At 42.4% G+C, this 24,143-nt stretch carries 21 protein-coding genes and 1 pseudogene; 3 read left to right on the top strand and 19 right to left on the bottom strand.

All coding sequences use genetic code 11. The features are described from left to right. Positions 1-64: 64 nt before the first annotated feature. Positions 65-2,215: an LTA synthase family protein gene (locus OCF95_RS03120; protein WP_261104885.1), complete on the top strand. Its 2,151-nt coding sequence runs from the start codon at positions 65-67 to the stop codon at positions 2,213-2,215. Positions 2,216-2,282: 67 nt separating this feature from the next. Here the strand turns inward: OCF95_RS03120 and OCF95_RS03125 are convergent, their stop codons facing one another. Both OCF95_RS03125 and OCF95_RS03130 read right to left on the bottom strand, forming a co-directional pair. Further along, on the bottom strand, positions 2,283-3,917 hold the full coding sequence (locus OCF95_RS03125) for a hypothetical protein (protein WP_261104886.1): 1,635 nt from the start codon (positions 3,915-3,917) through the stop codon (positions 2,283-2,285). After that, a complete protein-coding gene (locus OCF95_RS03130) occupies positions 3,898-4,647 on the bottom strand; it encodes an ABC transporter ATP-binding protein (protein WP_049499668.1) in 750 nt (249 codons plus the stop codon). The genes OCF95_RS03125 and OCF95_RS03130 overlap by 20 nt, the downstream gene beginning before the upstream one ends. A 177-nt stretch (positions 4,648-4,824) precedes the next feature. Here OCF95_RS03130 and OCF95_RS03135 point away from each other — a divergent pair, with 177 nt between their 5' ends. After that, positions 4,825-6,279, top strand: a complete 1,455-nt coding sequence (locus tag OCF95_RS03135; protein ID WP_049499670.1) for an alpha-amylase — start codon at positions 4,825-4,827, stop codon at positions 6,277-6,279. An 89-nt stretch (positions 6,280-6,368) separates the two neighbouring features. On the opposite strand, the gene alaS is transcribed toward OCF95_RS03135, so the two are convergent. From alaS to budA, 10 genes and pseudogenes are all read right to left on the bottom strand, one after another. Then, a complete protein-coding gene (alaS, locus tag OCF95_RS03140) occupies positions 6,369-8,987 on the bottom strand; it encodes an alanine--tRNA ligase (RefSeq protein ID WP_261104887.1) in 2,619 nt (872 codons plus the stop codon). Between the two features lie 20 nt (positions 8,988-9,007). Continuing rightward, positions 9,008-9,494, bottom strand: a pseudogene (locus OCF95_RS03145) (LURP-one-related/scramblase family protein). A 272-nt stretch (positions 9,495-9,766) separates the two neighbouring features. Next, positions 9,767-10,018 carry a hypothetical protein gene (locus tag OCF95_RS03150; protein ID WP_000426062.1) on the bottom strand — a complete coding sequence of 84 codons (252 nt, stop codon included), beginning with the start codon at positions 10,016-10,018 and terminating at the stop codon, positions 9,767-9,769. A gap of 152 nt (positions 10,019-10,170) precedes the next feature. Then, positions 10,171-11,241 carry an ABC transporter substrate-binding protein gene (locus OCF95_RS03155; RefSeq protein ID WP_000737952.1) on the bottom strand — a complete coding sequence of 357 codons (1,071 nt, stop codon included), beginning with the start codon at positions 11,239-11,241 and terminating at the stop codon, positions 10,171-10,173. Further along, positions 11,238-12,011: an ABC transporter permease gene (locus OCF95_RS03160; RefSeq protein WP_000712740.1), complete on the bottom strand. Its 774-nt coding sequence runs from the start codon at positions 12,009-12,011 to the stop codon at positions 11,238-11,240. Before OCF95_RS03160 ends, OCF95_RS03155 begins: the two co-directional genes overlap by 4 nt. Then, a complete protein-coding gene (locus OCF95_RS03165; protein WP_000753801.1) occupies positions 12,008-12,814 on the bottom strand; it encodes an ABC transporter permease in 807 nt (268 codons plus the stop codon). Before OCF95_RS03165 ends, OCF95_RS03160 begins: the two co-directional genes overlap by 4 nt. Beyond that, the gene (locus OCF95_RS03170; RefSeq protein WP_000742900.1) at positions 12,795-13,952 is read right to left on the bottom strand and encodes an ABC transporter ATP-binding protein; all 1,158 of its coding nucleotides are present in this window, start codon (positions 13,950-13,952) and stop codon (positions 12,795-12,797) included. Before OCF95_RS03170 ends, OCF95_RS03165 begins: the two co-directional genes overlap by 20 nt. A gap of 159 nt (positions 13,953-14,111) precedes the next feature. Continuing rightward, a complete protein-coding gene (gene murB / locus OCF95_RS03175; RefSeq protein ID WP_261082680.1) occupies positions 14,112-15,017 on the bottom strand; it encodes a UDP-N-acetylmuramate dehydrogenase in 906 nt (301 codons plus the stop codon). A gap of 114 nt (positions 15,018-15,131) precedes the next feature. Then, complete coding sequence (locus OCF95_RS03180; protein ID WP_261104888.1) at positions 15,132-15,884, bottom strand: YhfC family intramembrane metalloprotease; 753 nt, start codon at positions 15,882-15,884, stop codon at positions 15,132-15,134. Positions 15,885-15,893: 9 nt separating this feature from the next. Next, positions 15,894-16,625: an acetolactate decarboxylase gene (gene budA / locus OCF95_RS03185; RefSeq protein WP_033681610.1), complete on the bottom strand. Its 732-nt coding sequence runs from the start codon at positions 16,623-16,625 to the stop codon at positions 15,894-15,896. 141 nt (positions 16,626-16,766) lie between these two features. On the opposite strand from budA, the gene OCF95_RS03190 reads away from it, so the two are divergent. Further along, positions 16,767-18,038, top strand: a complete 1,272-nt coding sequence (locus OCF95_RS03190; RefSeq protein WP_261104889.1) for an aminotransferase-like domain-containing protein — start codon at positions 16,767-16,769, stop codon at positions 18,036-18,038. 126 nt (positions 18,039-18,164) lie between these two features. Here OCF95_RS03190 and OCF95_RS03195 read toward each other — a convergent pair whose 3' ends face one another. The 7 genes from OCF95_RS03195 to OCF95_RS03225 form a co-directional block, all read right to left on the bottom strand. Next, entirely contained in the window at positions 18,165-18,980 is an 816-nt protein-coding gene (locus tag OCF95_RS03195) for an ABC transporter substrate-binding protein (RefSeq protein ID WP_261104890.1), read from the bottom strand. A gap of 156 nt (positions 18,981-19,136) precedes the next feature. Next, a complete protein-coding gene (phoU, locus tag OCF95_RS03200) occupies positions 19,137-19,790 on the bottom strand; it encodes a phosphate signaling complex protein PhoU (RefSeq protein ID WP_000946460.1) in 654 nt (217 codons plus the stop codon). Between the two features lie 11 nt (positions 19,791-19,801). Further along, positions 19,802-20,560 (bottom strand): phosphate ABC transporter ATP-binding protein PstB, encoded by a 759-nt coding sequence (gene pstB / locus OCF95_RS03205; RefSeq protein WP_261087728.1) that lies wholly within the window; start codon positions 20,558-20,560, stop codon positions 19,802-19,804. Positions 20,561-20,572: 12 nt separating this feature from the next. Then, positions 20,573-21,376, bottom strand: a complete 804-nt coding sequence (pstB, locus tag OCF95_RS03210) for a phosphate ABC transporter ATP-binding protein PstB (protein ID WP_261104891.1) — start codon at positions 21,374-21,376, stop codon at positions 20,573-20,575. Positions 21,377-21,386: 10 nt separating this feature from the next. Beyond that, positions 21,387-22,271: a phosphate ABC transporter permease PstA gene (gene pstA, locus OCF95_RS03215; RefSeq protein WP_004258489.1), complete on the bottom strand. Its 885-nt coding sequence runs from the start codon at positions 22,269-22,271 to the stop codon at positions 21,387-21,389. Beyond that, positions 22,261-23,178: a phosphate ABC transporter permease subunit PstC gene (gene pstC / locus OCF95_RS03220; protein ID WP_001070902.1), complete on the bottom strand. Its 918-nt coding sequence runs from the start codon at positions 23,176-23,178 to the stop codon at positions 22,261-22,263. The genes pstA and pstC overlap by 11 nt, the downstream gene beginning before the upstream one ends. Continuing rightward, a complete protein-coding gene (locus tag OCF95_RS03225) occupies positions 23,178-24,056 on the bottom strand; it encodes a phosphate ABC transporter substrate-binding protein PstS family protein (RefSeq protein ID WP_261042677.1) in 879 nt (292 codons plus the stop codon). Before OCF95_RS03225 ends, pstC begins: the two co-directional genes overlap by 1 nt. Positions 24,057-24,143 lie beyond the last annotated feature (87 nt).

The following is a 24,143-nucleotide window of genomic DNA, read 5'->3' on the forward strand; positions in this document are numbered from 1 at the left end:
GCTTTTTTACTCTAGTTTTAAAAAATGGTATACTAATACTAATAAAAACTTAGGAAGTAATTGTGTGAGAATCAATTTTAACAAAATCCAAAAAGCCATCGGTACCAGACTGGGTTTTGTCCTAACCCTTTTAATCCTCTATTGGCTCAAAACCTTATTAGCCTATACCGTTGACTTCAATTTAGATATTCAAGTAGGCAAATTGCAGGGAAATTACCTTGCCTTTATCGCCTTTTTCAATCCCATTCCTTTGGGACTCCTCCTGCTGGCTCTAGCCCTCTATGCTCGATCAACCAAGGCCTTTTACAGTCTTAGTATAGCTATTTACTGCCTTTTATTCATTTGGCTCTATTCTAATATTTTTTACTATCGAGAATTTAGTGACTTTATCACGGCCAATACCATGAAAGTGGTCAGCAAGGTGTCTGTTGGTACTGCCGAACTAGAGTTACTGCGCTTTTGGGATTTCATCTATTTTATGGATTTCCCATTGCTGGCTTATCTTCTCTATAAGAAGCTCATCCAGCTGGATAGGAGACCTTTCAAATTCCGCTCCAGTGTTGCCATCACTGCTCTCTCAGCCCTGCTCTTTTCTGCTAATCTTTTCTTGGCTGAAATCGAACGTCCCGATCTCCTATCGCGAGGATTTTCTAATTATTATATTGTTCGTGCCCTTAGTTTGCCAGCCTTTTTGGGCTATAGTGCCAACCAATCCTACAGCGCCAACAAAGAACGTGCCAAGGCTTCTGAGACCGACCTTCAACCTATCACAGACTATATTCAAGAACATTCTGCTAAGCCCAATCCAGACTATTTTGGCCTTGCCAAAGGAAAAAATGTTATTTATCTCCACTTAGAGAGTTTTCAGCAGTTCCTACTTGACTATAAACTCAACGTAGATGGAACTGAGCATGAAGTCACTCCCTTCCTTAATTCCCTCTACCATTCGCAAGCAACCCTAGCCTTTTCGAATATCTTTAACCAAGTCAAGGCTGGTAAGACCTCAGATGCGGAAACCATGCTGGAGACTGGTTTGTTTGGACTTGACCAAGGTTCCTTTATGGTCAACTATGGAGGTACCAATACCCAGCAGGCTGCGCCTTTTATCCTATCAAAAAATGGCTATCAATCGAGTGCAGTCTTTCATGGTAATATTGGGACCTTCTGGAACCGAAATACAACCTACAAACAATGGGGCTACCAATACTTCTTTGATGCTTCCTATTTTACCAAGCAAGACAGTAGCAATTCTTTCCAATATGGTTTAAATGATAAAATCATGATGAAAGATTCTATCCAATATCTAGAGCACTTGCAGCAGCCTTTTTATGCTAAGTATATCACGGTATCCAATCACTATCCCTATGCTAGCAATCTGACAGGCGATGAGCTTGGTTTCCCCTTGGCTAAAACCAAAGATGAAACCATCAACGGCTACTTCCAAACAGCTAACTATCTGGATAGTGCTATCAAGGCCTTCTTTGACTATCTCAAAGAAAGTGGCCTCTATGAAAAATCCATCATCGTCATCTACGGAGACCATTATGGCATTTCCAATTCCCGCAATCCTGACCTGGCTCCCTTGATTGGCAAGACTTCTGAGAACTGGTCGAATTACGACAATGCCATGTTGCAACGAGTGCCTTTTATGGTGGTCATGCCTGGCTATGAAAAAGGACAAATCATCAATACCTACGGTGGACAAATCGATATCTTACCGACTCTCGAACACCTCCTTGGTATTGAGTCCAATTCCTTCCTTCAAGTTGGACAAGATCTTCTGTCTCCAGATCATCAAGAAATCGTTGCCTTTCGGACTGCCAATTCCTTCGTTACACCAAAATACACCAGTTATGACGGACGAACCTACTATACTGAGAGCGGTCTTGAAATCAGCAATCTTGATGAACAAGCTCAGACTGAACTAGACATTGTTCGGCAGGCAGCCAGCCAACAGCTGAAAATCAGCGACCAGATTCAAACTGGCGATTTGATACGTTTCTACCAAGCAGATCATCTTGGAAAAGTTGATACAGAAAGTATTTCTTACCTCAATTCTTTACCAATTCTTCAAAAGATTGAGCAGGAAAAAGGTAGTCAATCAACCAGTCTCTTTAGCCAACGACAAGGTAAGACCAGTACTGACCTTTTCAAGGCACCAAGTTACCAAGAACTCCATCCAGAGTCGGCAGAAACCGAATCAAAATCACAATAAAAGATGCTCTTCCGTTTTGGAGGAGCATTTCTTTTTATAAAATTTATCAAGCAAACGACCAACTAGCTCATCTTTTTTCTATTTCTGCCAATATGCGTGACAGGTAGTAATGATAGACAAAAATAGTAAGACCAAGTAAGAGGATAAGAGCTCCTACTCCCAAGCTGATGGCAAGGACAGAGGCGAGAGACTGAACCAAGAACAAACTTGCTATGACTAAAATCATTAAGATAACACTATAAATTAAGAGTAAAACTATTGCTACTATACGATTTGAACGGTTCACCAGGTCCGTAATGTTACTCCAATTGGTTGACAAATTTTTCACGTCCTTAAGGTAATGGTGGCAAGAAAGGATGACACTGGCAAGGAACCATGCCACAAGAAGGTAAATCATCGAAAGGATGGGCAAACCTAAATATAGAGAAAGACCAAGTAAAGTCAGAATTGGTAAAAAGGACTGGACAGCAAAGATAATCCAAAATTTCACTTTCACATAACGAGCAAAGTCAAAGGGTAAACTCTTTAGAAAATCAACATTTTCCCTCTCTAAAGACAAGGCAATTGAAGGCAGGCTGGTGATATTGTTATTGACAACTGCTATAAACAATCCTATAAAAAACAAGGGTAACCAGTATGGAGGATGAATGTCTGGAACTATCTGAGAATCTCGAATTTTGGAAATCAGACCGATCATCATGAGATAAGGAAGAAAAGCACTTGTAAAAAGCACTGTAATCACGCCAGTTCCCTGTCCCAAGAGGGTGAGGTGGTAGCGTAAAACCATACGGAAAAAGCCCTTTTTAGTAGTTGAAATTCTCTCCTTACTGTGACGTTCTTTCTTGACCTTCTCCTCACTGTTAAGCAGAATCACGTCATAAAAACGAGGAAAAACCTTCTTTTTGCTCAAGTAAAGCAGGAAGAGTGTTAGTCCTATCCAAGCGAGCAGACCCAGGATGGCTTCTTTCGAAAAAGGCTCCACTGCTATTTTGTAAAAGAGATGAATAGGATAAAGAAGAGGTGGAATGTCTCTAACTCTGTCAACTATAACTCCAGAAGTCGACTGTAGAAAGAAGACAAATATTAAAGGTATGAGAACCCCTATCCCAATCATCACATTCGAAAAAATAGACTGATACTTTCTGAAGACCCTAGTCTGAGCCAAGAAATGTACTGCCACTACCATCACTAAAGTAACAGAGACAAATAATAAGGTCAAGGACAGTAGCATCAAAGGCAAGCCTAGCCAAAGAGAAGGTGCTAGCCTAATATAGAGGACTAGAAAATAAGCTAGGATTGGTACAATTCCAGGCAGAGCTGGCAAGAGGACAGACAGTCCTTTAGCGATTATAATCTCTGATTCTTTAAAGGCATAGGGCCTATAGGAGACTAGGTCCTTACTCTCATAAAAGACATTGTAAAAAGCTGTTAAAGAAGTTGAAAAGGCAATCACTAGTAAAATAGCAACCATGAAGCTAAAATAAACAGGCATTTCCTCAAAAGGAAAACGAAAGGCTATATTTATAAACATGAAAAGCATCAAGAGACTAGAAAAAATGTAAGAACTTAGGACTCTAGCGGAAACATTTACTTTTTTCCCAGGATTCTTAGCCTGCTTCTTTCGTAGATTAGCCAGATTAGCTTCTTGAGATGAATAGAGGATATTGATATCAACTAATTTTTTAATGACCTTTAGACGCATCCGCAACCTCCTCTTTTCTACCAGCAAGACTAAGGTAGATACTTTCCAAAGACTGGTCTGGGTGGTCTTTTCTCAAGTCCTCTACGCTACCACAATAAATCAAATGCCCTTTTTTCAAAATAGCAATCCGATCACAGACTTGCTCGGCTACCTCTAGGACATGGGTTGAAAACAAGACAGTCTTACCTTTTTGCGCATGTTCCTTCATCATTTGCTTCAAATCAAAGGCAGCCTGGGGATCCAAACCTGTCAAGGGTTCATCCAAGACCCAAATATCAGGATCAGACAAGAGTGCTCCGATAACAAAGACTTTCTGACGCATTCCGTGAGAAAGGGTTTCAATAACCTGATAGCGGTTTTCAGCAAAATCAAAAACGTTCAATAGCCTAGCTAGACTAGCCTCCAAGTCAGAGCTAGTTAGCTCATAGGATGAGGCAATCAATTCCCAAAATTCATTGGCCGTTAAGCGTAAAAATAAGTCAGGCGAGTCTGCTACGTAGCCAATCTTTCGTTTAATAGCCAAGCGATTTTCAGATAACTCCTGACCGTCTACCAAAATACGACCACTGCTGGGTGAAATAATACTGACTAAGGATTTTATGGTGGTCGATTTTCCAGCTCCATTATGGCCAATCAAGCCCATAATCTCTCCATTTTCAATCTGCAAATTGAGATTGCTCAAGGCCTCTTTATCACCATACAACTTACTAACATTTTGAAATTCAATCATGAGAAATCTCCTCTCTTTATCTATGTAATTCACTATCATTATAGCGCTTTCATTTTAAAAATCAACACTTTATCTTGAATAGTTGAAATACATGTCTTCTATTTTACGCAAACGTTTGAGCTAACCGATACTTTATGATAGAATAAAGAACAAGATTGACAAGTAAGAGGAAACATCATGCAAAATCAAACACTCATGCAATACTTTGAATGGTATCTGCCCCATGACGGCCAGCACTGGACGCGTCTGGCTGAAGATGCTCAACACCTTGCTAATCTCGGTATTAGTCATGTCTGGATGCCACCAGCTTTTAAGGCAACCAATGAAAAAGATGTCGGCTATGGTGTCTATGACCTATTTGACCTTGGAGAGTTCAACCAAAAAGGGACAGTCCGTACCAAGTATGGTTTCAAAGAAGACTATCTTCAAGCTATTCAAGCCCTAAAAGCACAGGGAATCCAGCCTATGGCCGATGTGGTACTCAACCACAAGGCTGCAGCCGATCACATGGAAGCCTTTCAGGTTATCGAAGTAGACCCTGTAGACCGTACGGTTGAACTTGGAGAACCCTTCACCATCAATGGCTGGACTAGCTTTACCTTCGATGGTCGCCAAGATACCTACAATGACTTCCACTGGCACTGGTACCACTTCACAGGTACAGACTATGATGCCAAACGCCGTAAGTCTGGGATTTATCTGATCCAAGGTGACAATAAAGGCTGGGCAAATGAGGAATTGGTCGATAACGAAAACGGAAACTATGACTACCTCATGTATGCCGACCTAGACTTTAAACATCCTGAAGTCATTCAAAATATCTATGACTGGGCTGAATGGTTCATGGAGACAACTGGTGTAGCTGGTTTCCGCTTGGATGCCGTTAAGCACATTGACTCTTTCTTCATGCGCAATTTCATCCGAGATATGAAGGAAAGATACGGTGACGATTTCTATGTTTTTGGTGAATTCTGGAATCCTGACAAGGAAGCCAATCTGGACTATCTTGAAAAAACGGAAGAACGCTTTGACCTTGTCGATGTTCGTCTACACCAGAATCTCTTTGAAGCCAGTCAAGCTGGCGCAAACTATGACCTTCGTGGTATTTTCACAGATAGCTTGGTTGAACTCAAGCCTGATAAGGCTGTGACCTTTGTCGACAACCATGATACCCAACGAGGACAAGCCCTTGAATCGACTGTTGAAGAATGGTTCAAACCAGCAGCCTATGCCCTCATTCTGTTACGCCAAAATGGCCTTCCATGTGTCTTTTACGGCGACTACTATGGGATTTCAGGGCAGTATGCTCAACAAGATTTCAAAGAAGTCCTTGACCGCCTCCTAGCCATCCGAAAAGACTTGGCCTATGGAGAACAAAATGACTACTTTGATGATCCTAACTGTATCGGTTGGGTACGTTCAGGTGCTGAAAATCAATCCCCAATCGCAGTTCTCATCTCAAATGACCAAGAAAACAGCAAATCAATGTTTATCGGCCAAGAATGGGCTAACCAAACCTTTGTAGATCTACTTGAAAACCACCAAGCTCAAGTTATCATCGATGAGGAAGGTTATGGACAATTCCCTGTCTCAGCTGCTTCGGTAAGTGTCTGGGCAGCCAATACTATCTAATAGCTTATAATCATCAAGCCAGATCCAAGCGGATTTGGTTTTTTTGTATTCACAAAAAGACCTACCCAAGTGGATAGATCTTTATTATCTTACAATTTACCTGCTACTGAATCCAACAATTCTTGGATCTTAGCTTGGTTGCTTCCTCCTGCCATGGCCATGTCTGGTTTACCACCACCACGTCCATCGACGATTGGTGCCAATTCTTTGACAAGGTTTCCTGCATGAAGGTCTTTTGTCTTACTTGCTACAAGGACATTGACCTTGTCACCGATAGCAGCAACTAGGACAAGAAGATCAGAGTAGTCTTTTTGTTTCCAGTTATCCGCAAAAGTACGAAGGGCACCAGCGTCAGATACAGATACTTGACTAGCAATGTAACGGTGACCGTTGACTTCCTTCACATCCTTGAAGATGTCGCCTGCAGCTGCAGCTGCGGCCTTTTCTTTCAACTCAGCATTTTCTTTTTGCAATTGACGAAGTTGTTCTTGAAGTCCTTCTACCTTGTGAGGAACTTCCTTAAGTTGAGGTGCTTTCAAGGTTGCTGCAACAGCTTTAAGAGCGTCTTCTTGTTCACGGTAGGCTTCAAAGGCTTCCTTACCAGTTACCGCCAAGATACGGCGAGTTCCTGAGCCAATCCCTTCTTCTTTGACAATCTTGAAAAGACCGATTTCAGAAGTGTTGCCAACGTGGGTACCACCACAAAGCTCGATAGAGTAGTCACCGATAGTAACAACACGGACTTCTTTACCGTATTTCTCACCAAAGAGAGCCATAGCACCCATTTCTTTGGCAGTGTCAATATCCGTTTCAACTGTCTTCACTTCAAGAGCTTCCCAGATTTTCTCATTGACTTGCTGTTCAATTGCACGAAGTTCCTCAGCAGTTACTGCTTGGAAGTGGGTAAAGTCAAAACGAAGAAATTCTACTTCGTTAAGAGACCCTGCTTGTGTTGCGTGGTTTCCAAGGATATTATGAAGGGCAGCGTGAAGCAAGTGAGTCGCTGTGTGGTTTTTCATGACACGGTGACGACGATTTGTATCGATTGCCAAGGTATATTCTTGGTTCAAGGCAAGTGGTGCAAGGACTTCAACTGTATGTAGTGCTTGTCCGTTTGGTGCTTTTTGAACATTGGTCACAGTAGCCACGACCTTACCTGACTCATCCAAGATTTGTCCGTGGTCAGCGACCTGTCCACCCATTTCAGCGTAGAATGGTGTTTCTGCAAAGATAAGAGAGGCAATTCCTTCTGCTACAGCTTCTACTTCTGCATTATCCGCTACGATAGCCACCAATTTAGAAGATAATTGGCTAGCATTGTAGTTGAAGACACTTTCTACAGTGATGTTTTGAAGGGTTTCATTTTGCATCCCCATTGAGCCACCCTTGACAGCTGACGCACGCGCACGTTCTTGCTGTTCTTTCATGGCTGCTTCAAATCCTTCACGGTCTACAGTCATGCCAGCTTCTTCAGCGATTTCTTCAGTCAATTCAACTGGGAATCCATAAGTGTCGTAAAGTTTAAATACATCTGAACCAGCAATGACAGATTGACCTTTTTCTTTCAAATCAGCTACAATGCCTTGGGCAAAGTGTTGACCAGAGTGAAGGGTACGAGCAAATGACTCTTCTTCGCTCTTAACGATTTTTTCGATAAAGTCACGTTTTTCAAGCACTTCTGGGTAGTAGCTTTCCATGATTTTTCCAACAGTTGGAACGAGTTTGTAAAGGAAAGGCTCGTTGATTCCCAATTTTTGACCATGCATAGAAGCACGACGGAGAAGACGACGAAGGACGTAACCACGACCTTCATTTCCAGGAAGGGCACCATCCCCGATGGCAAATGAAAGTGAACGGATGTGGTCAGCGATGACCTTAAAGCTCATGTTGTCGCCATCTTGGTCATAAACCTTACCAGACAATTTCTCCACTTCACGAATGATTGGCATGAAGAGGTCCGTTTCAAAGTTAGTCTTAGCATCTTGGATAACCGCTACCAAACGCTCCAAACCAGCGCCCGTATCAATGTTCTTGTGTGGCAATTCCTTGTATTCGCTACGAGGAACAGCAGGGTCTGCGTTAAATTGTGACAAAACGATATTCCAGATTTCGATATAACGGTCGTTTTCAATATCTTCTGCAAGTAAACGAATACCGATATTTTCTGGGTCAAAAGCTTCTCCACGGTCAAAGAAAATCTCTGTATCTGGTCCAGAAGGTCCCGCACCGATTTCCCAGAAGTTATCCTCGATTGGAATCAAATGACTTGGATCCACTCCCACTTCAATCCAGCGGTTGTAAGAATCTTTATCATCTGGATAGTAGGTCATGTACAGTTTTTCAGCAGGGAAGTCAAACCATTCAGGGCTTGTCAAAAGCTCATAAGCCCAAGTGATAGCTTCATCACGGAAGTAATCACCGATAGAGAAGTTCCCCAACATTTCAAACATGGTATGGTGACGTGCAGTCTTCCCTACATTTTCGATATCGTTGGTACGGATAGCCTTTTGGGCATTGGTAATACGTGGATTTTCAGGAATGATGGTCCCGTCAAAGTATTTCTTAAGGGTTGCTACCCCAGAGTTGATCCACAAAAGTGTAGGGTCATTTACAGGAACCAAGCTCACTGATGGTTCTACTGAGTGACCTTTGGTCGCCCAGAAATCAAGCCACATTTGGCGTACTTGTGCACTAGATAGTTGTTTCATATTGTCTCCTTATTACTTGTTTAATTTGATTGGCTTTCCAGCATTTCCACATAGTCAATCGCGACACAGAGGGAAATGACTAGGTCTGCATAAGCGTCCTCAAGGACTGTTACGTTATAAGTAGAGGTCAGATGGAAGAGTTCTTTCCTGATTTCCGCGATCAACTGATCGCGATCATCCAGTAGTTTGAAATTCAAATCCCAGATATTGCCCTCGATACGAAGCCCCAGATTATCAAACTCATACTTATCTCGCCAGAAGGTCAACTTCTTACGAATGACAAAACTCGAGCCATCCCAAAGCTGAATCTCAAAACGAGGAAGCAAGGTCAAGATTTCTTTACTGATCTGACTAACTTGTTCACCAGTCGCATCATAGATGGTAAAAGTTTTGGGAATCTTAAAAAAATGATCCCTCTACCTGATAGGCGATTTCTCCCCTGTCATCCTTGATAGCGAAGCGTTCGCCTCCAAGACGAAACTTTTGTTTGACAAGAAATGTTTTCATCAACACCTCCAAAAATTAAAAGACAAGCTCATATCACGAAGGGCGAAAAACCGCGGTACCACCTTCATTCAATGAACTTGTCATTCTCTTATTCTTATGCAATTGTATGATTGAGTAGCATGACTTTCTAGCTTAGATGGCTCGCAGCACCGCCATTTCTCTGGACTAAGACAACTGAAAATCAATTCTCAACTTTCTTATTATAACGTTTTTTAAAGTCTGCGTCAACTGGAAATGATACCCATTTAATAACCCATTTCCTACATCTCAGATTACTTTTTCAGAACATATTTTTTCTTACTACTATCACTCTTTTTATCCCAACTTTTATTCCAAAGTTTTGAATTGTTAAAGATAGCTACGAAAATATTTGCAAATATAAAGAACCCTATCACCAAATGTATGGAATCAGTTGTTAGGTATTGTCGATCCAAACCATCCTTTAGATAAAATAGTATATATGTTTGCTGAACAGTCAAAAAGGTTGGCCAGAAACTTTTTTTGAAAAAAGTAGACATTTCCATTGTTTGTTACCGCTTTCTGTAAGGTTAAACTTAGTATACTACTGGGCTAAAAAATAAGCAACCAGAATAGAAAAATATACAGTTAAAAAATTGCCTTCTATTTTTTAAAAAACGAACCAGCTCTAACTGATTCGTTTTCTTACGTTCTACTCCTACTTCCGATACATTTTAAACTGTAGGAAGAGGTCGCTATATTTGCCTGTCCATTTATGGTCAAATTTCTCATAAACTTCTAGGTGTTTCATGGTTTCAGCATCTGGATAGAAGGCTTTATCTTCTTTTTTCTCCTCTGGGAGCAATTCCTTAGCTGGTAGGTTTGGTGTTGAATAGCCGACATACTCCGCATTTTTGAGAGCATTTTCGGGTTTCAACATAAAGTTGATAAAGGCATAGGCTGCATCTTGGTTTTTGACTGTTTTTGGTATAACCATATTGTCAAACCAAAGGTTGCTGGCCTCAGTCGGCACCACATAGCGTAGATTTTCATTTTTTTCTAGCATTTGGCTGGCTTCACCAGAGAAGGTCACACCGATAGCAGCATTGTTCTGGATCATGTAGCCCTTCATCTCATCCGCCACAATAGCCTTGATATTTGGAGTCAGTTTGTAGAGCTTATCAACTGTCTCTTCCAACTGCTGGGTATCCTTGGAGTTGAGGCTGTAGCCGAGGGAATTTAGTCCGAGTCCCAGCACCTCACGCGCCCCATCAAAGAGCATGATAGAGTTCTTATACTCTGGCTTCCAGAGGTCATCCCAATGCTCAGGCGCCTCATCTACCATGGTTTCATTGTAGACAATTCCCAAGGTTCCCCAGAAGTAAGGAATGGAGAATTTATTGCCTGGGTCAAAGGACTGGTTGAGGAACTCTGGTCCGATATTTTCAAGACCTTCAAGTTTTGAATAGTCAAGCGGTACCAAGAGGTCTTCGTCCTTCATCTTGTTAATCATGTATTCACTAGGGATAGCAATATCGTAGGTCGTTCCACCCTGCTTGATCTTGGTATACATGGCTTCATTGGAGTCAAAAGTCTCGTACTGGACTTGGATTCCTGTTTCTTCTGTGAATTTCTCCAAGAGTTCAGGATCGATATAATCACCCCAGTTGTAAATGACCAGTTTTTGACTATCTCGGCTATTGATTTTACTGTCTAGATGCGTCGCAATTCCCCATAAGACGAGGATAATGGCTACGATTCCTGCTAAAAATGAATAGAGTTTTTTCATGCTTGCTCCTCCTTCTCACGTGAGATAAAGTAATACCCAACAACCAGGATAATACTAAAGAGAAAGACAAGGGCAGACAGGGCATTGATTTCTAGCGAAATCCCCTTACGAGCACGAGAGTATATCTCGACTGATAGGGTTGAAAAGCCATTTCCCGTTACAAAGAAGGTCACGGCAAAGTCATCTAGCGAATAGGTGAAGGCCATGAAATAACCTGCAATGATAGACGGAGTCAGATAAGGAAGCATGATTTCCTTAAACATCTGAAATTGACTGGCTCCCAAGTCATAGGCCGCATGAATCATGTCGCCATTCATTTCCTTAAGACGAGGCAAGACCATCAAGACCACGATAGGAATGGAAAAGGCCACATGACTAGAAAGAACGGTCAAAAAGCCAAGTGAAAACTTGAGTTGGGTAAAGAGAATCAAGAAGCTGGCACCAATCATAACATCGGGCGCAACCATGAGGATATTATTGAGTGAAAGAAAGGCTTCTTGGTATTTCTTACGAGACTGGTAGATGTAAATAGCTCCAAAAGTCCCGATAATGGTCGCTATCAAGGCTGAAAGGAAGGCCAAGAAAAAGGTCTGAGTCACAATCAACATAAGACGACCATCGCCAAACATGGTTTTAAAATGGCTCAAGCTAAAGCCTGTAAAGCTATTCATGTCGTTGCCTGCGTTAAAGGCGTAACCAATCAAGTAAAAGATAGGCAGGTAGAGGACAAGAAAGACCAGTCCTAGATATAGATTGGCAAATTTTTTCATCGTTCTCTCCTTTCCTTGGTCACCCACATGGTGATGAACATGGTCAGAATGAGAATCACACCGATGGTTGAACCCATACCGTAGTTGTCATTGGTCAGGAAATTCTGTTCAATAGCCGTTCCCAGAGTAATAACACGGTTCCCACCAATCAAACGGGTCAGCATGAAGAGACTCAAGCTTGGAATAAAGACCGACTGAACTCCACTTCGCACGCCGTTCATAGACAGAGGGAAGATGACATGACGGAAGGTCTCCCATTTGGTCGCACCAAGATCGTAGCTGGCATTGATGAGGTTGTTATCCATATCGTCCAAGACATTGAAAATCGGCAATATCATAAAGGGAAGCTCGATGTAGCTTGCGACAAAGATAAAGGAGAAATCGGTAAAGAGCAACTGTTGCGAACCGATTCCGATAAATTCAAGGAATTGGTTAATAGAGCCATTTTGACCAAAAATCCCAATAAAGGCATAGGCTTTAAGGAGCAAATTGATCCAGGTAGGCAGGATAATCAGCATGAGCCAGAGTTGACGGTGCTTGAGACGGGTCAAAAAGAGGGCTGTTGGATAGCTGATAAGCAGGGTTACAAAGGTCACAATTCCTGCATAAAGCACTGAGTTGAAACTCATTTTTAGGTAGGTCAAGTTTTGTGACGCAAAGTAAGACTTATAATTTTCTAAACTAAACTGGCCTTCAATATTAAAAAAGGATTGTCCGAAAATCAAGACCAAGGGTGCGAGGACAAAGAGGGCAATCCAGAGCATGTAGGGCACTACAAAGAGTTTAGAGCTTGTTTTCTTCATCTCTTTCCTCCTCGATTGCATTGATTAGACCTGCTTCTTGCTCTTCGATTTCTACGTACTCCTCAATACGAGCATCGAACTCTTCTTCAGTTTCGTTGAGACGCATGATATGGATGTCTTCTGGTTCAAAGTCCAGACCGATCTCCTCACCCACGATGGCCTTACGGGTTGAGTGGATCATCCATTCATTTCCAAGTTCGTCATAGGCGATGATTTCATAGTGTACCCCACGGAAGAGCTGGGTATCGACCTTAACTTGGAGCTTGCCTTCTTCAGGAAGGGTAATCCGTAAGTCCTCTGGACGAATCACGACCTCAACAGGTTCATTCGGCTTCATCCCACCATCGACCGCTTCAAAGCGTTTGCCGTTAAACTCAACCAAGTAGTCCTCAATCATGGTACCTGGCAAGATATTTGACTCACCGATAAAGGTGGCAACAAAGTGGTTAATTGGCTCATCGTAGATGTCCACAGGCGTTCCAGACTGGACAATCTCGCCATCATTCATAACGAAAATCCAGTCACTCATGGCCAGGGCTTCTTCCTGATCGTGAGTGACAAAGACAAAGGTAATGCCCAATCGTTGTTGCAGTTCCCGCAATTCGTACTGCATATCTGTTCTTAATTTCAAGTCCAGCGCTGACAAAGGTTCGTCCAACAAAACCACACGAGGTTGGTTGATAATGGCACGGGCAATAGCCACACGCTGGCGTTGTCCTCCTGAGAGTTTACGAATGGAACGTTTTTCGTAACCTTCCAACTGAACCATCTTGAGAACTTCCGCTACGCGTTGCTCGATTTCTTTCTTGTCAATTTTACGCAAGCGGAGCGGAAAGGCAACATTTTCAAACACATTCATGTGTGGAAACAAGGCATAGGATTGGAAGACCGTATGGACGTCTCGCTTGTTGGTTGGGATGTCATTGATTCGGACACCGTCCAGTAAAATATCTCCTGTCGTCGCATCCAGCAAACCTGCAATGATGTTAAGGATAGTTGATTTCCCTGAACCAGACGCGCCTAGAAGAGTATAGAACTTCCCTTCTTCCAACTCAAAGTTGATATCTTTGAGAACCTTGGTGTTGCTGTCTTCAAAAACCTTAGAAACGTTTTTGAATTCAATAATTGGTTTTTTCAATTGTCATTTATTCCTTCTTTTTCATAGATTAACAGATCAGGGCTCTGTCAGGCCGCTACTACCTCGTGTAGGAGATTGAACTGCCTACATTCTTCTGCACTGACGATAGGCTTTCACCCCCTTTCCATGACATAGCAGCAGCTTTTCAAATACAGCTTCCTACTTGCTTTCACCCAAGATACGAACTTCTCTCTCAAGAGTAACGCCAGAGTGTTCCTTGACTTTTTCGATAACAGACTCAATCAAGTCCTCGTAATCTTTAGCCGTTCCGTCAGCAACATTAATCATAAAACCTGCGTGCTTTTCTGAGACTTCTACTCCACCAATACGATAGCCTTTCAAGCCAGCTTCTGAAATTAATTGACCTGCAAAATGACCAACAGGACGCTTAAAGACCGAACCACAAGATGGATATTCTAAAGGTTGCTTGAGTTCACGTAGATGCGTCAAACGATCCATTTCTTGCTTGATAACCTGATGGCTTCCTGGAGCAAGGGCAAATTTAGCTGATAAGACAACTGCACCAGAGTCTTGAATGGCTGAATGGCGGTAACCGAAAGCCAAGTCTTTTGCATACAGGGTCTCGATTTCTCCATCCTTGGTCAAGACCTTACAAGACTGTAAGATGTGAGCAATTTCGCCACCATAGGCACCCGCATTCATAAAAACAGCACCACCGACACTTCCAGGAATACCACAAGCAAACTCAAAACCAGTCAAGCTATGACGAAGGGCAATTCGAGTTGTCTCAATCAAGTTAGCACCAGCTTCTGCTTCAATAGTATAGCCATCAACAGAAACATTATTGAGCTTGTCACACAAGATGACAAATCCACGAATCCCACCATCACGAACGATGATATTGCTAGCATTCCCAAGCACCATCCAAGGAATATTCTCTTGATTGGCAAATTTGACAACGCGAGCCAACTCAAAACGATTTCGTGGAAAGACCAAATAATCGGCCTCTCCACCTACTTTTGTATAACTATAGCTATGCAAGGGTTCCTTGAAACGGATATCAATCCCTTCTAAGATTTCAAGCATTTTCTCTTTTACTGACATGACACTCTTCCTTTTACAAAATTCATTCCATTATACCATTTTTAAGACCATTTGACGACCATAAAAAGACCTTGTTTGGTTTTTGCACAAAAAAAGAGGTTCCCCTCTTTTTTCTTATGATTTTTTGCAAAAGATTGCCTTGGTTCCATAGGCAACCAAAACGAGCTCCAGTGCTAGGATTACTTCCACCAAGACTGGACTTGTCAACCAGCCAACTTGGACTAGAGATGGTGCCAGGTCAAAGAAGGCATGTAGGCCATAGGCCGCTAGGAGATAAATCCATTTCTTCTGGCGAACAGCTTGGTAAACCCAAACAGTCAAGAGTAATTGGAAACCTAGCGCCAAGATTCTCTCAAAACCAAGCAAATAAATCTGCCAGACTGATAGTGACTGAATAGTTTTCAACATATTTTCAGATAGCAATTGCATGACCTGTGGATTCTGAGTTTGAACTGCTGAGAGCACGATGTAAAGATTTATCAAACTGGTAATACCTAGGAAAATCAGTTCTAAGCCACCATGACCCAGCCCATAAGCAAGGGCATCTGATTTTTCCAAGTTTCTCTTTTTCTCCAACCATTTGAAGAAAACAAGACGAGCAGTTTCCTCAAAAAATGCTGCCATGGCTAGGCCATAGATGATATAGACAAGCGGATGATCTTGCAAGAGGGCAATACTACCGTCTTTTTGAGGATGCAAAACCACGACATGTACCAGTTTTTCCAAAATCTGTGAAGAGACAAAGAAGGCGACAGCCCCCAAGCCCAAGACAGCTAGATTGATCTGGTATTTCTTTTTGGCATACCAAATGCTCCCTAGCAATAAAGCTAGTAACAGCACCATGGTGATGATAATATGAATGGTCATTTTCTTCTCCTATTCTGCCTTTTCAATATCTTTTTTCATCTCGTCAACATTGAACTTGGCAAACAAGTATTGACGATCTTGGACTGGAAAACGTTGGTCCAACTGGTCAACCGCTCCCACCTCGATAATCCCTTCCTTGATGACAAAGTCCATGACATGCCCACCGAAGGTCAAATCATCTGAGATGAAGTGTAGATGATAGCCTGCCACACTAACTCCATGGAAAATCTCTGGCGTCCAGAAACCAACGATGGTTCCTGCGACATTGTCACGACGATATTCAGGCTGATGGGTTGCAACATCAGCAAACTTGGTCTCTGGTGTCGACTTGGGAATCATTCGCACATGCATATGTGAAAATTCCCCACGAATCTTGATAGAGCGGAAAAGATTTTCCCCGTCATAATAAGACTCAATTCGCTCCTCCAATTCCTTGTCCGTCATCTCAAAGCGCTGGCGGAAAATAACCTCTGCCTGATGCGGTACTACCGCTGCATAAGGAATAAGGGCATCTGGTGATACTTCCACAATTTCTGGCTGATCTCCTGATCCTTTGGCCTGATAAGCCTTACCATCCAAGACAATTAATTCCCCATCAATGGAATCCAAGGTCCCCAAACCAAGGTCACCATGCTCTAGCAATTCTCCTACTGTCATGGTACCACCATAAAGGCCGGCCATCAAGGCTCCTAGGGTATTGTATTGAAATAATTTCACTGGTTCCTGCACGTTCTTATCCATTCACTTTCTTGTCTGTTATTCTATAAATGTTACTCCTAAGTATACCACATTTAGCTTTATATGTGAACGAGAGAAACACTCTATACATTGCCAAGAAAGAAAAAAAAAGGTACAATGTAACAAAATCAAGGGAGGTCTGGAATGAAGAAACAAAGCAAATACCAAGAGGTCGTATCCTATCTAAAAAATGGTATCGAGTCTGGACGTTTTCCGACGGGTAGCCGACTGCCTTCTATCCGTCAACTGAGCCTTGACTTTCACTGTAGCAAGGATACTGTCCAACGAGCCCTGCTGGAATTACGGCACGAACAATACCTCTATGCCAAGCCCCAGAGTGGCTACTATGTATTAGAACAAGGGCAACATCAAGACCTTGAAATCGAGGTTACCGACGAACATGCCAGTGCCTATGACGATTTCCGACTCTGTATCAATGAAACCTTGATTGGCCGGGAAAACTACCTCTTCAACTACTATGACAACCAAGAAGGATTAGAAGACTTAAGACAATCCATTCATAAACTCCTCTTTAACCAAGCTCTCTACTGCAAGGCTGATCAACTTGTACTGACTTCTGGAACCCAGCAAGCCTTGTTTATCCTTTCTCAAATATCCTTTCCTAGCCAAGTCAAGGAAATCTTGGTAGAACAGCCAACCTACCATCGGATGAATCGCCTCTTGATTGCTCAAGGTCTGGACTATCAAACGATTGAACGAGGCATTGATGGGATTGACTTAGAGGAGCTGGAAAGCCACTTCAAAACAGGAAAAATTAAGTTTTTCTATACCATTCCTCGTTTTCACTATCCTCTGGGACATTCCTATTCTGAGCAGGACAAACGGGCTATTCTTGACTTAGCTGCCAAGTATGGAGTCTATATAGTAGAGGACGACTATCTGGGGGATTTGGACTCTAAAAAGGGCCAGACCTTCCACTATCTAGATACAGAGGAGCGCGTCATTTATATCAAGTCCTTCTCAACCAGCCTCTTTCCAGCCCTGCGGATAACGGCACTCATTCTTCCAAATGCTATCAAAGAAGCCTTTGTGGCCTACAAAAATATCCTAGATTACGACAGCAACCTCATCATGCAAAAGGCCCTGTCACTCTATATCGACAGTCAACTGTTTGAGAAAAACCGCCTAGCTCGCTTGTCCAATCAGGAAGACTACCAAAAACAAATCGAGGAAAGGTTAGCTAAATATCCTTGTCACCTTCCTCATTTCCCGCTTCACGATGGTTTATTGCTTGATCTGCGAGAGTATCCTAAAATTGCCAGTCTCAAACATAGCCAACTTGGCTTGGACTTCTTTGAAGAGGCCTACTTGGGTACCTGCCCTTACCAATTTGCCAAAGTATCCTTAGACAATCTGGAAAATGTTTTAAACTATTTAAAAGCAGAATTGGATTGACTTCCAACTCTGCTTTTTTCTTATACTCTTCGAAAATCAAATTCAAACCACGTCAGCGTCGCCTTACCGTACTCAAGTACAGCTTGCGGCTAGCTTCCTAGTTTGCTCTTTGATTTTCATTGAGTATTATTCTTCAACTTCTGTTAAGGTTGCCGCCTTTTCAAGATATTTTTGGTAGGTACCGTCATCCTTAAGTTTTTGGATAACCTTATCCACCACATCTTTCAAATCAGCACTATTTTTTCTAAGGGCAACTGCATTAGCTTCACCGTCCTTCATCTTCAAGCTGACAGTTGCGACAGCTAGGTCCGCGTTTTTAGCAGCATAACTAAGGGCAACAGGCTCATCCATGTGAACAGCATCTACTTTTCCAGCTTGCAATTCATTGACAGCTTCTCCCATATTGGTTAGGGAAGTCAGCTGTGCTTTTGGCAATTGTTCCTTGACCATTGATTCTGGAACAGTTCCTTTTTGGGCTGCAATATTAGCACTCTCAAGGCTAGTTAAATCCTTGTATTTTTCTACATCGGCCTTACGAACCAAGAAACTAATCTTGTTTTCATAGTAAGGGATTGAAAAATCAAAAACTTCTTTTCTCTCATCAGTAGCGCTAATTCCTGCAACTGCTAGGTCAGCCTTACCAGTCTGAAGACTAGTCAAAACATTATCAAAACTCATGCTTGAGATTTCCAACTTAACCCCAAGTTCATCAGCAATAGCCTGAGCCATGTCAATATCCGCACCAACTACCTGATTTTTCCCGTCAACCAAAGACTGAAATTCAAAAGGTGCATAGTCAGGACTAGTCGCCACAACTAATTTCCCTTTTTGCTTAATGGCTTCAACAGCTGACTGAGAAGCATTAGAATCCGATTGGCAAGCTACTAAGAAGAAACTTGCAAGAAAACTACATAAAACAAATATCCATTTTTTTGATTTCATAAATAAACAACCTCTCTGTTAATTTTGTATAATTATAACTCTATACAACTTACTTGTCAAGTGTTTTTTGAATTTTTATCTTAAAAATATTTTTTTCATTCAAAAAAGGAGCTGTCAGTTGATTTCGAGCTCCTTTTTATACATAATGAATCTATTTTATAGTTCGACAATCTTACCTGTTTCAAAGTAAACAACCCATTCACAGATATTTTTGGCATAGTCTCCAATACGTTCCAAGAAGGCAATCACTTGGAAATAATCACGGCCTGTAACGATAGCATCAGGATTTTTCTTAATTTCTTCTGTAGCCAAATCACGAATGCTATCAAAGTAATGGTTGATTTTTTCATCCATGGCTGCTACTTCATAGGCCTGGTCTACTGAACCATTCAGATAGAGTTCAAGGGCTGCTTCGACGAAGTTCTTGACATCGCGACCCATTCTCTTGATTTCTTCTTCAACAGCTGGGATACGTTGCTCCCCCTTCATACGAATGGCTGCTCTTGCAATGGAAACAGCATGGTCCCCCATACGTTCCAAGTCTGATACAGCCTTCAAGACTGTTAGAACAGTACGCAAGTCCTGAGAAACGGGTTGTTGAAGGGCAATCATTTCAAATGATTTCTTCTCCAATTTCACTTCGTATTCGTTTACTTCTGCATCGTCTTCGATGACTTCCTTGGCCAAATCGCGGTCATGCGTAACAAAGGCACGCACCGTACGATTGATTTGGGATAGCACTTCTTGTCCCATAGCATAGAACTGGTTGTGCAATTTCTCTAAATCTTCTTCAAATTGAGAACGTAACATCATTTATCTCCTTATCCAAATTTTCCTGAAATATAATCTTCTGTTTCCTTGTGTTGTGGGTTGAGGAACATCTTCTTGGTATCGTTAAACTCAATCAAATCTCCATCTAGGAAAAATCCTGTCTTGTCAGAGATACGAGAGGCTTGTTGCATAGAACGCGTAACCAAGAGCATGGTGTATTTAGCTTTTAGACCATACAAGGTTTCCTCAATCTTACCAGCCGAGATAGGGTCCAAGGCTGAAGTCGGTTCATCCAAGAGAATGATTTTAGGACTGGTTGCCAAGACACGGGCAACACAGACACGTTGTTGTTGTCCACCTGAAAGCCCGATAGCTGAATCATGTAGGCGATCCTTGACCTCATCCCAGATAGAAGCTCGTTGTAGGGCTTTTTCTACTGCTTCATCCAGCACCTGCTTATCCTTCACTCCATTGATACGAAGCCCATAAACAACATTTTCGTAAATAGACATAGGGAAGGGGTTTGGTTGTTGGAAAACCATACCAATTTCCTTCCGCAATTCAACTGTATCTGTACGTGGACTGTAGATATTGTGGCCGTTGTATACCACTGAACCAGTTGTGGTTACCTCTGGATTGAGATCCCCCATGCGGTTGATAGCCTTTAGGAGGGTTGATTTTCCTGATCCAGATGGACCGATCAAAGCTGTAATTTCCTTAGGTTGGAAAGATAGGGAAACACTATTCAAGGCCTTTTTTTGATTGTAGTAAACGGACAGGTCTGATACCTGTAAAATCGCTTCTGTCATACTGTTTCCTTTCTATCCAAAGTGTCCTGTTACGTAGTCATTGGTTGACTGTAGTTTGGCATTTTGGAAAATATTAGCGGTCTTATCGTACTCAATCAAGTCACCCAAGTAGAAAAATCCTGTGTAATCACTAGCACGCGCAGCCTGCTGCATACTGTGGGTCACGATGATGATGGTAAAGTCCTTCTTCAATTCCAACATTGTTTCTTCCAGCTGGGCTGTCGCAATCGGATCCAAGGCTGATGCCGGCTCATCCATCAAGAGGATATCTGGTTTAACAGAGATAGCACGAGCGATACAGAGACGTTGCTGCTGACCACCTGATAGGGTCAAGGCTGACTTGTGCAAATCATCTTTGACCTGATCCCAGAGGGCAGCCTGACGAAGAGAGGTTTCCACAATTTCATCCAAGACTTGCTTGTCCTTAACTCCTGCACGTTCATGGGCAAAAGTGATATTGCGGTAGATAGACTTGGCAAAGGGATTTGGTCGTTGGAAGACCATTCCAATGTGCTTACGCATTTCATAAACGTTGATTTCTGGACGGTTAACATCAATCCCTTGATAGAGAATTTGACCTGTTACCTTAGCCATATCAATGGTATCATTCATACGGTTGAGACTGCGAAGGTAGGTTGATTTTCCTGAACCAGAAGGGCCAATTAAGGCAGTAATTTTATTTTTTTCAAATTGCATATCGATGCCCTTAATAGATTCATTTTTACCGTAGTAAACATGTAAATCCTTAGTTGAGAGGGCCACTTTCTCTTCAGGAAAGGTGATGATATGCTTTTCATCCCAATTATATTTTGACATGGCTTCTCCTTTAGGCAGCGGTTAATTTCTTGTGTAGGTAGCTTCCGAGTTTGCGGGCTCCAAAGTTAAAGATGAGGATAAAGATGAGGAGGACGGCCGCAGAACCTGCTGATACGATAGTTCCATCTGGAATAGTACCTTCACTATTGACTTTCCAGATGTGGACAGCCAAGGTTTCTGCTTGACGGAAGATAGAGATTGGGCTGGTCACACTGAGAATATTCCAGTTAGACCAGTCTAGGGCTGGAGCGGATTGTCCTGCTGTATAGATAAGGGCAGCAGCCTCACCAAAGATACGACCAGAGGCCAAGACAACCCCCGTTACGATACCTGGAAGGGCTTCTGGAATGACCACATGGACCACTGTCTCCCAACGAGAAATCCCAAGGGCCAGACCAGCCTCACGTTGCGTATGGTGAACATGTTTCAAACTGTCCTCGACATTACGAGTCATCTGAGGCAAGTTAAAGACTGTCAAGGCCAAGGCACCTGAAATAATTGAAAATCCATACTCAAACTGAACTACAAAGATCAAGTAACCAAAGAGACCTACAACCACTGATGGGAGTGAAGATAAGATTTCAATACAGGTTCTGACAAAATTGGTCACAGGACCTTTTTTAGCATATTCAGCTAGGAAAATCCCAGCTCCCATAGATAAAGGCACAGAGATAATCAAGGTAATAACTAATAGGAAAAAGGAATTATAGAGCTGAATTCCAATCCCTCCGCCTGCTTGGTAAGAAGATGATTTGCCAGTCAAGAAAGACCAAGAGATGTGGGGCAAACCACGAACCAAGATATAAAGAATCAAGGATGCCAGGATGGCAACAATAATTCCTGCAATCGAGTAGAGGACAGCTGTTGCAAGTTTATCTAATTTCTTAGCGTGCATAGTTTTTCTTTCCTCTTTCTTTCGTAATCAATTTAATCACACTATTGAAGGCCAAACTCATCAAGAGCAAGACTAAGGCCAATGACCAGAGAACGTTATTGTCAACTGTTCCCATAACGGTATTTCCGATACCCATGGTCAAAACAGAGGTCAAGGTCGCAGCAGGTGTTGTCAATGAAGTTGGGACAACGGCTGAGTTTCCGACGACCATCTGAATGGCCAAAGCCTCACCAAAGGCACGCGCCATCCCAAAGACCACTGCGGTAAAAATCCCTGAACGCGCCGCCTTCAAGGTCACGCGCCAGATGGTTTGCCAGCGAGTGGCTCCCATAGCCAAACTAGCTTCACGGTAGTGACGAGGCACCGCACGCAAACTATCGGTTGTCATAAAGGTTACCGTCGGTAAAATCATGACAAAGAGAACGAAAATCCCTGACAAGATCCCAAAACCAGTTCCACCAAAGATACTACGGACAAAAGGAACTACGACCTGCAAACCTATAAATCCATACACTACTGAAGGAATTCCGACTAGCAATTCAATGGCTGGTTGCAAGATTCTAGCACCTTTTGGTGAGACCTCGGTCATAAAGACAGCTGCACCAATGGCAAAAGGAGTTGCGATAAGGGCTGATAGGATTGTGACAATAAAGGAACCCAAAATCATGGGAAGGGCACCAAATTGTTTACCTGAAGGATTCCAAGTTTGTCCAAAGAGAAAATCAAAGATGTTGACTCCATTGACAAAGAAGGTCGACAAACCTTTTTGGGCTACGAAGATCAATATCATGGCCACAATGATGACAATCAAAGACAGACAAGCAAAGGTCAAGCCTTTTCCTAGTTTCTCTAGACGAGAGTTCTTTGAGGGAGAAAGTAATTTTTTAGCTAATTCTTCTTGATTCATTAGTGACTCCCTTCTAGTGCTGTTACCGTTCCGACAGCATCTTTTTCAACCTTCATTTCCTTGACAGAAATATAGCCCATTCCCTTAACGATTCCGCTTTGCGCTTCATCTGAGAGGACAAAGTTGAGAAACTCTGCCACCAATTCATTAGGCTGACCTAGGGTGTACATGTGTTCATAAGACCACAAAGGCCAGTTATTGGTTGTAACATTTTCAGCAATCGGCTCATAGCCATTCAACTTCATGCGTTTAACCGAGTCATCCACATAGGCAAAGGCTAAGTAAGAAATGGCTCCTGGTGTCTGGGAAACAATGTTTTTGACCATCCCATTTGAATCCTGTTCTTGACTCTGCACTGCAGATTGACCATCCATGACAACACTATCAAAGGTTGCACGCGAACCAGAACTTGCCGCGCGGTTGATAATGGAAATGGCTAGGTCTTTACCACCGACTTCTTTCCAGTTGGTCACTTGACCTGTGAAGATGCTACGGAGTTGTTCAGTTGTTAGATTTTCAACGTCAACTTCCTTATTTACAATCACTGCCAAGCCTGCTACAGCAACCTTATGGTCCACTAGAGCGGATGCGTTGATACCGTCTTTTTCCTCGGCAAATACGTCTGAATTTCCTACATCAACGGCTCCAGACTGAACCTGAGACAAACCTGTACCAGATCCTCCACCTTGGACGTTGACTGTTTTTCCAACGTGCATAGAGCCAAATTCATCTGCTGCTGCTTCGACCAAGGGCTGAAGAGCCGTTGAGCCAACAGCTGTCATGGATTCTCCACGATCAATCCAGCTAGCACATCCCGCCAAAGAACCTGCTAGCAAGAGAGCCGCAAGGGATAGAGCGAGTTTTTTCCTTTTTTTCACTGTTTTTCTCCTTGAAAATAATGGTGAATGCTGTGAATTTTTTCAACTATTTATTTATGTTTTTCTTTTTTAAAATTGAGAGCAAAC

Origin of the sequence: Streptococcus mitis (assembly GCF_946188615.1) — a bacterium.
GTDB lineage: Bacteria > Bacillota > Bacilli > Lactobacillales > Streptococcaceae > Streptococcus > Streptococcus mitis_BZ.

Excerpts from the sequence above, each read along its gene's own strand:
- alaS (WP_261104887.1), bottom strand. The coding sequence starts at position 8,987 with ATGAAACAACTATCTAGTGCACAAGTACGCCAAATGTGGCTTGATTTC.
- budA (WP_033681610.1), bottom strand. The coding sequence starts at position 16,625 with ATGGATAAGAACGTGCAGGAACCAGTGAAATTATTTCAATACAATACC.
- OCF95_RS03180 (WP_261104888.1), bottom strand. The coding sequence starts at position 15,884 with ATGACCATTCATATTATCATCACCATGGTGCTGTTACTAGCTTTATTG.
- OCF95_RS03190 (WP_261104889.1), top strand. The coding sequence starts at position 16,767 with ATGAAGAAACAAAGCAAATACCAAGAGGTCGTATCCTATCTAAAAAAT.
- OCF95_RS03165 (WP_000753801.1), bottom strand. The coding sequence starts at position 12,814 with ATGAAGAAAACAAGCTCTAAACTCTTTGTAGTGCCCTACATGCTCTGG.
- OCF95_RS03195 (WP_261104890.1), bottom strand. The coding sequence starts at position 18,980 with ATGAAATCAAAAAAATGGATATTTGTTTTATGTAGTTTTCTTGCAAGT.
- pstA (WP_004258489.1), bottom strand. The coding sequence starts at position 22,271 with ATGCACGCTAAGAAATTAGATAAACTTGCAACAGCTGTCCTCTACTCG.
- OCF95_RS03135 (WP_049499670.1), top strand. The coding sequence starts at position 4,825 with ATGCAAAATCAAACACTCATGCAATACTTTGAATGGTATCTGCCCCAT.
- pstB (WP_261104891.1), bottom strand. The coding sequence starts at position 21,376 with ATGTCAAAATATAATTGGGATGAAAAGCATATCATCACCTTTCCTGAA.
- OCF95_RS03125 (WP_261104886.1), bottom strand. The coding sequence starts at position 3,917 with ATGCGTCTAAAGGTCATTAAAAAATTAGTTGATATCAATATCCTCTAT.
- OCF95_RS03150 (WP_000426062.1), bottom strand. The coding sequence starts at position 10,018 with ATGGAAATGTCTACTTTTTTCAAAAAAAGTTTCTGGCCAACCTTTTTG.
- OCF95_RS03130 (WP_049499668.1), bottom strand. The coding sequence starts at position 4,647 with ATGATTGAATTTCAAAATGTTAGTAAGTTGTATGGTGATAAAGAGGCC.
- OCF95_RS03155 (WP_000737952.1), bottom strand. The coding sequence starts at position 11,241 with ATGAAAAAACTCTATTCATTTTTAGCAGGAATCGTAGCCATTATCCTC.
- pstC (WP_001070902.1), bottom strand. The coding sequence starts at position 23,178 with ATGAATCAAGAAGAATTAGCTAAAAAATTACTTTCTCCCTCAAAGAAC.
- murB (WP_261082680.1), bottom strand. The coding sequence starts at position 15,017 with ATGTCAGTAAAAGAGAAAATGCTTGAAATCTTAGAAGGGATTGATATC.
- phoU (WP_000946460.1), bottom strand. The coding sequence starts at position 19,790 with ATGTTACGTTCTCAATTTGAAGAAGATTTAGAGAAATTGCACAACCAG.
- OCF95_RS03160 (WP_000712740.1), bottom strand. The coding sequence starts at position 12,011 with ATGAAAAAATTTGCCAATCTATATCTAGGACTGGTCTTTCTTGTCCTC.
- pstB (WP_261087728.1), bottom strand. The coding sequence starts at position 20,560 with ATGACAGAAGCGATTTTACAGGTATCAGACCTGTCCGTTTACTACAAT.